Origin of the sequence: Paucibacter sp. XJ19-41, assembly GCF_028462495.1 — a bacterium.
Taxonomy (GTDB): Bacteria; Pseudomonadota; Gammaproteobacteria; order Burkholderiales; family Burkholderiaceae_C; genus Roseateles_E.
This window is the reverse complement of the sequence record NZ_JAQOWX010000193.1, coordinates 1-5863: the sequence shown is the minus strand read 5'-3', so window position 1 is coordinate 5863 and position 5863 is coordinate 1. Positions and strand designations below refer to the sequence as shown.

9 protein-coding genes are annotated in these 5863 nt (G+C 63.6%); 8 read left to right on the top strand and 1 reads right to left on the bottom strand.

Annotated elements, in window-relative coordinates; all coding sequences use genetic code 11:
- Positions 1 to 238: 238 nt before the first annotated feature.
- From PO768_RS27505 to PO768_RS27485, 5 genes are all read left to right on the top strand, one after another.
- A complete protein-coding gene (locus tag PO768_RS27505; protein ID WP_272648600.1) occupies positions 239 to 733 on the top strand; it encodes a GNAT family N-acetyltransferase in 495 nt (164 codons plus the stop codon).
- A gap of 586 nt (positions 734 to 1319) precedes the next feature.
- Positions 1320 to 1985, top strand: a complete 666-nt coding sequence (locus PO768_RS27500; protein ID WP_272648599.1) for a glutathione S-transferase family protein — start codon at positions 1320 to 1322, stop codon at positions 1983 to 1985.
- A gap of 37 nt (positions 1986 to 2022) precedes the next feature.
- Positions 2023 to 2442 carry a DUF3052 domain-containing protein gene (locus tag PO768_RS27495; protein ID WP_272648601.1) on the top strand — a complete coding sequence of 140 codons (420 nt, stop codon included), beginning with the start codon at positions 2023 to 2025 and terminating at the stop codon, positions 2440 to 2442.
- Positions 2443 to 2534: 92 nt separating this feature from the next.
- Positions 2535 to 2969 (top strand): GNAT family N-acetyltransferase, encoded by a 435-nt coding sequence (locus tag PO768_RS27490; RefSeq protein WP_272648598.1) that lies wholly within the window; start codon positions 2535 to 2537, stop codon positions 2967 to 2969.
- A gap of 56 nt (positions 2970 to 3025) precedes the next feature.
- The gene (locus PO768_RS27485; RefSeq protein WP_272648597.1) at positions 3026 to 3283 is read left to right on the top strand and encodes a hypothetical protein; all 258 of its coding nucleotides are present in this window, start codon (positions 3026 to 3028) and stop codon (positions 3281 to 3283) included.
- Positions 3284 to 3417: 134 nt separating this feature from the next.
- On the opposite strand, the gene PO768_RS27480 is transcribed toward PO768_RS27485, so the two are convergent.
- Positions 3418 to 3903, bottom strand: coding sequence for a VOC family protein (locus PO768_RS27480; protein WP_272648596.1), 486 nt, complete (start codon positions 3901 to 3903; stop codon positions 3418 to 3420).
- Positions 3904 to 3994: 91 nt separating this feature from the next.
- Here PO768_RS27480 and thiL point away from each other — a divergent pair, with 91 nt between their 5' ends.
- From thiL to PO768_RS27465, 3 genes are all read left to right on the top strand, one after another.
- Positions 3995 to 4960 (top strand): thiamine-phosphate kinase, encoded by a 966-nt coding sequence (thiL, locus tag PO768_RS27475; RefSeq protein WP_272648595.1) that lies wholly within the window; start codon positions 3995 to 3997, stop codon positions 4958 to 4960.
- Positions 4957 to 5505 carry a phosphatidylglycerophosphatase A family protein gene (locus tag PO768_RS27470; protein WP_442953308.1) on the top strand — a complete coding sequence of 183 codons (549 nt, stop codon included), beginning with the start codon at positions 4957 to 4959 and terminating at the stop codon, positions 5503 to 5505. Before thiL ends, PO768_RS27470 begins: the two co-directional genes overlap by 4 nt.
- A gap of 5 nt (positions 5506 to 5510) precedes the next feature.
- Positions 5511 to 5863, top strand: a 353-nt coding sequence (locus tag PO768_RS27465; protein WP_272648593.1) for a CinA family protein, incomplete at its 3' end; no start/stop codon positions are given.

Here is a 5863-nt window from a genome sequence, read left to right as displayed (position 1 = left end):
CACCATCGCGCGGCGCCTCTGCCGTGGCGATGTCGATACTGTCCTTGTGGACGTCCAGACCGACAAATAAGATGCTGTTAGATTTGCTCTCCATGGCCCGACTCCTCGCAAACTTGCAACGCCCCGGCAGCCCGTCCGCCGGGTGCATTGGTGTAGCTCTGCAGGCCCCGCGCCTGCAACCTACGGCATCGCAGGAGTCGGGCCGCTCGGCGTCACGAAGCCATCTTGTCTAGCTTTCATGGCTGCTGCTGCGTGCCTCCTAGATTCAATTCGGGTCGCCGATCTGCCCACGGTCGCGCGCCTGTTTTCGGAGCCGAAAGTTCGCTCCTTCCTCGGCGGCCCAGTTGATCCACAAATTGCCCAGCAACGGGCAGCCGAGTTGGCGCAGCAGGCCCGAGCATGGGCGGTACGCCCGAATCCAGGCAATTCGTCCCTACTCGGGATCGTGGTGCTTGATCAGCACCATGATCTCCAAGATCTTGAGGTTTCGTACCTCTTCCTGCCGGAGCATTGGGGCCGTGGCTACGCGACAGAGACCGTTCACCAGGTCTTGGCTCACGCCTTCGGCATCATGAGGCTTCGCCGAGTGGTCGCCGAAACCCAATCGGCCAACGCCCCATCGGTTCGGTTACTGGAGCGCCTGGGCTTTCGTCTTCTTCGCAGCGTCAGCCGTTTTGGTGCAGAGCAAAGCATCTACCTTGCAGAGCCTCCTTTCTTCCACGCTGCAACCTGACCTCTTGCAGCGACTTCCCGCCGCGTCAACACCGTCTACTGAATTTCTCATCAAGACCTGACCCTGACTGATTGCCATTGCGCACATCGATGAACGAAGAGCTGAACAGAGAACAGACTGCCACTCCACAGACGGCCTTGTTGAGAACGGTATTGGGTCAGGCCTTTAATTTGTACTGCAAAGTTAAGGCATGCCCCCAGGTTTCTTTGGGCACGAGGGCCGCCCGGAGCCCACAGCTGAAGCCCCAAGCGAGCTTCTTCAGGTTCGTTGCCCAGGCCTGCGGGGGGCGGGTCTTGCCGGATGAATGTGGCAGGCCACCAAGCGATGCGTCGCGCAACGCTGGACCGAGCCGAGCGATCCCCCAAAGGGGTGGCGAGGGCAATTTCGCAACCTCGCAGCTGACCGCCCGCCCATAATTGGCCGCATGGCCTCGTCAGATTCGATCCAATCCCAACAGCCAGCGACATCGGGCTCGGCGGTTCAGTTCAACACGGGTTATCTGCCACCAACCATGCTCGGCCGATTGCCTGCGCCTTGCGGCGGCAGATAGACGCTGACTGTTGGCCGCGCTAGGTATCTCCATCCCATGTCAACCGGAATAAATCTCTACGGCCTGTCGCGCAGCGTTTACACGCGAATCGCTCGCCTTACTCTGGAGGAAAAGTCGGTTGCCTATCAACTCACGGAAACGGAAATCTTCGGGCCAGGTGGCGTCCCCCCGGAGCACCTCGCTCGCCATCCGTTCGGACGCATCCCGGTTTTGGTTTGCGGTGCCATCTCCCTATACGAGACGGCAGCGATATGCCGATACGTCGATGAAGCCTATGAAGGCCCGGCATTGCAGCCAACAAATCCCGTGGTGCGTGCACGCGTAGCTCAGATCATTGGCATTCTCGACTCCTACTTTTATCGGCCCGCCGTCTGGGGCGTGTTCGTTGAGCGTATCGGTCGACCGCTCCAAGGGAAGCTTCCGGACGAAAAGGTAATCGATGCGGCCTTGCCACAGGTTCGAACCGCCTTGAATGCGCTCTGTGCCCTGCAGCAGGGTGCGCCCTACTTGGCCGGGGAGGCCCTTACTCTCGCGGACCTTCACGCCTTTCCAATGCTCAAATACCTTTCGCTTGCGCCCGAGGGGAAAGCCGAAGTTGAGGGCCGCAGATCTCTTGCCGAGTGGCTCGCTTTGCTTGAAGGGCGTGCCAGCGTTCAGCGAACGAGATCACAGTTTGAGCAAGCCCCTACAGAGGCGGCGTGATGGCGCGGCCTTTCCATCGAGAGGTACGTTGAGCCGCATGGAAACGTCAAGCGCCGCCGGTTACTCTGGAACGCCGCTTTTCAAGAAGCTCGGCATCAAAGAGGCACATCGAGTGCTGCCCCTTGACGCACCGAAGGAGTACGAGAGCCTGTTGGCCCCACTCCCACCAGCCGTGATGTTTGTCACCCGGCCCGATTCAAAGGTCGATATCGCTCACGCCTTCGTTACCCAGAGAGAAGAACTTGCCAAGGTTCTGAGCCTTTTGCGCAGGAAGCTGAAGCCCGATGCTGCGCTATGGATCTCCTGGCCGAAGAAATCATCCAAGGTTCCAACCACCATCACAGAAGACACCATCCGCGAGTTGGCGTTGCCACTTGGATTCGTAGATATCAAAGTCTGCGCCGTCACGGAAGTCTGGTCGGGGCTGAAGCTGGTGGTTCGCAAGGAGCTTCGCTGAGATGCGGCTTAACCCCGCGTCCGAACCGACGTTCCCCGGCAAGCCTCGGTTCGCGGCTCAGCTTCATTCGTTGGGCCGCGCAGGGAGACGCAATGCAACAGATCAAGGTCCTCGGCGCAAGGCCGCACGACGTCGATTACCTGACACAGCTGCGTTTGCGCACAATCCATCAGCACATCCGCAACGCGGGCACGGATCTTTCGTATGAAGAACACGAATTGCGCGCACGAACGAGGCTCGAGTGCTGCTCGATCCTGAGTCTGGGGGATCGCACTGTCGGCATGATCAAGGTCGTCCGAGCGGCAGGCTCGTGGACCATCGAACAACTGCAGATTGAGCCGGAGTTTCAGGGGAGGGGCATTGGCACAGCTGTCGTCCGCCAAATACAGCGAGAGGCACGGGCCAGTGGCGTGAAGCTGCTGCTCGGCGTGCTCAAAGCCAATCCAGCGCTCCGGCTCTACAAGCGGCTTGGATTTGAGGTTCTTGTGGAGGCTAACGGAATCGTGGAGATGCAGAGCGCGGCCTAGCCATTCCTTCGCTTGCCTCTCATCTCAAACAGTAGGCCTCGCCGGAGTCACATCGAATGAAGCACGCAGGAGCAGCAACGCTGGGTTTGTTGGAAACACTGCTGACGAAGCTGCGAGGCCTGCCTGCGTTGAAAGAGAAGAAGCCGGGCATCTTCTATGTCAAATCCAAGCCCTATCTGCACTTCCATGAAGACCCTGCCGGTATCTTCGCTGACGTAAGACTGGGCGGAGAAGAGTTCGAGAGGTTCCCGGTCAATACGGAGCGTGAGCAACATTCGTTGTTGCGGCTGGTGGCAAAGGATCAAGCCGCATAGTCTCAAGCTTCAGGCTGCGCTCTACACGCTCGGTAGAAGGAGAGTTCAGTGCAGGTCAGCCGAGTTCGATCTGATCAAGTGCTTGCTTCTCACGCACGAGTGCCATCTGCAAACGGCCACCTGACCCCAGCCCGTCAGCCCCGACCTTCAGCGCCAATGCCAACACCGTCAAACGCCTCTTCAACAAAGCGTTCCAGCTCCGCCTCCTCCAGCAGCTCGATCGAGAAGTGCCCGAACTGCTTGGGCAGCCAGAGAATTCTGGCGCCGCTGGGGGTTTGCAGGCGGTCGCGGGCGAGAGGTTTGCCGTTTTCGTCTTCCGGTTGCACGCCGCGAGCCAGCAGTTTGTCGTAGGCCGCCTCGATATCGGGCGTGCTGTAGCAATGGCGGTAGATGGTGCCCGGGCCCTGGGCGTCTAGCAGCTCCTTCAGATTGCCCGCGATCGGCTGCACCAGCATGAAGCGCTCTTGCGCCATGCGCACGATGGCATAGCGGACATGCAGCCCGTCGCGCTGCCAGACCAGGGTCTTGGAGAGCTGCGCATTCAAGACCCGTTGGTAATAGGCGCAGGCCTCTTCCAGGTCCTTGACCAGGACATCGATATGGCTGAACTTCAAATGCATGGTGAACGCTGTGCGTGTGGCCGGTAATCATTCATTCTCTCCGCGCCTGGGCCGCGTCCTTCGCTGGCGGCCGGGCTGACACAATCCCCCCATGGGTGAAGTCGATCTGATCAAGCGCTTCTTCACGCGCGAGACCGAGGCGCAGCCGGGCGTGCCGGTGGGCATCGGCGACGACTGCGCGGTCATCGCGGCGACGCCGGGCATGCAGTGGCTGGTGTCGACCGATATGCTGGTCGAGGGCCGGCATTTCCTCTCGACGGTGGCGCCCGAGCGCCTGGGGCATAAGGCGCTGGCGGTGAATCTGTCGGACCTGGCGGCTTGCGGTGCCAGGCCGCGCGCCTTCACCTTGGCGCTGGCGATGCCGCGGGTGGACGAGCAGTTCCTGGCGGGCTTTGCGCGCGGCTTGTTCGCGCTGGCCGATGCGCACGGCATCGCGCTGGTGGGCGGCGACACGACGGCGGGGCCGCTGAATATCTGCATCACGGTGATGGGTGAGGCGCCGGCCGGCACGGCGCTGCTGCGCAGCGGCGGCCGGGCCGGCGATGACCTCTACGTCTCGGGCACGCTGGGCGATGCGCGGCTGGCGCTGGAGGTGTTTCGCGGCACGGCGGCGCTGGCTTCGGGCGAGGACTTCGAGCTGGCGCGCCGCGCGATGGAATGCCCGACGCCGCGCGTCGCGCTGGGCCAGGCGCTGCGCGGCATCGCCCACAGCGCCATCGATGTCTCGGACGGCCTGCTCGGCGATCTGGGCCATGTGCTGAAGCGCTCGAATCTCGGCGCCACGCTGCTGGCCGACACGCTGCCGCGCAGCGCGCTGCTGGCCCGCCAGCCGCTGGCCTTGCAGCGCCTGTGCACGCTGGCCGGCGGCGACGACTACGAGCTGGTGTTCAGCGCGCCGGCCACGGCCCGCGCGGCCGTGCAGGCCGCCGCTGCCGCCTCCGGCACGCCGGTGACCCTGATCGGCCGGCTGGAGGCCGAGCCGGGTCTGCGCGTGCTCGACGGCCAGGGTCAGGTCTTGCCGCAGACGCCGGCGGCCTTTGATCATTTCAAGTCATGACGATGGACGAAGAAGCATCGAGCACCGCGCCGCGCCGCGCCACCGCCCGCTTCATGTGGGGCCATCCGGCGCGCTGGATCGCCCTGGGCTTTGGCAGCGGGCTGTCGCCGAAGGCGCCGGGCACGGTGGGCACCTTGTGGGCCTGGGTCGCCTTCCTGGCGCTGGACCCCTGGCTTGGCGATCTGCAATGGGGGCTGACGATTGGCATCGGCACCGTGATCGGCTGGTGGGCCTGCACGCTGACCGCGCGGCATCTGAACACGCCCGACCCCGGCGCCATCGTCTGGGACGAGGTGCTGGCCTTCTGGCTGGTGCTGTGGTTATCGATGCCGATGGGGCTGTGGGGCCAGGCCCTGGCCTTCGGCCTGTTCCGCTTCTTCGACGCGGCCAAGCCCGGCCCGGTGGGCTGGGCCGACCGCTTGTTCAAGGGCGAGCGCGGCAAGCCGGTCGGCTGGGCCCAGGGCTTTGGCATCCTGTTCGACGATTTCGTCGCGGCCGGCTGTACGCTGCTGGTGATCGCGCTGTGGCGCGCGCTTGTGGGGTGAAGACCATGCTGTTGTTTCCCGAAGAACATGAATTGATCGACCGCATCGCGCTGGCGCTGATCCAGCGCCGCGAGCGCATGGGCACGGCCGAGAGCTGCACCGGCGGCCTGATCGCCGCCGCCTGCACCAGCTTGTCGGGCTCCAGCCAGTGGTTCGAGCGCGGCGTGGTCAGCTATAGCAACGAGGCCAAGACCGAGCTGCTGGGCGTGCCGGCGGCGCTGATCGCGCGGCATGGCGCGGTCAGCGCCGAGGTGGCGCAGCAGATGGCCCAGGGCCTGCTGGCCCATGCGCCGCTGGACTGGGCGCTGGCGGTCACCGGCGTGGCCGGCCCCACCGGCGGCAGCGCCGACAAGCCGGT

Bases quoted from the DNA above. Each gene is read 5' to 3' on its own strand.
- PO768_RS27490 (WP_272648598.1), top strand. From the start codon at position 2,535: ATGCAACAGATCAAGGTCCTCGGCGCAAGGCCGCACGACGTCGATTAC.
- PO768_RS27485 (WP_272648597.1), top strand. From the start codon at position 3,026: ATGAAGCACGCAGGAGCAGCAACGCTGGGTTTGTTGGAAACACTGCTG.
- PO768_RS27505 (WP_272648600.1), top strand. From the start codon at position 239: ATGGCTGCTGCTGCGTGCCTCCTAGATTCAATTCGGGTCGCCGATCTG.
- PO768_RS27470 (WP_442953308.1), top strand. From the start codon at position 4,957: ATGACGATGGACGAAGAAGCATCGAGCACCGCGCCGCGCCGCGCCACC.
- PO768_RS27500 (WP_272648599.1), top strand. From the start codon at position 1,320: ATGTCAACCGGAATAAATCTCTACGGCCTGTCGCGCAGCGTTTACACG.
- PO768_RS27495 (WP_272648601.1), top strand. From the start codon at position 2,023: ATGGAAACGTCAAGCGCCGCCGGTTACTCTGGAACGCCGCTTTTCAAG.
- thiL (WP_272648595.1), top strand. From the start codon at position 3,995: ATGGGTGAAGTCGATCTGATCAAGCGCTTCTTCACGCGCGAGACCGAG.
- PO768_RS27480 (WP_272648596.1), bottom strand. From the start codon at position 3,903: ATGCATTTGAAGTTCAGCCATATCGATGTCCTGGTCAAGGACCTGGAA.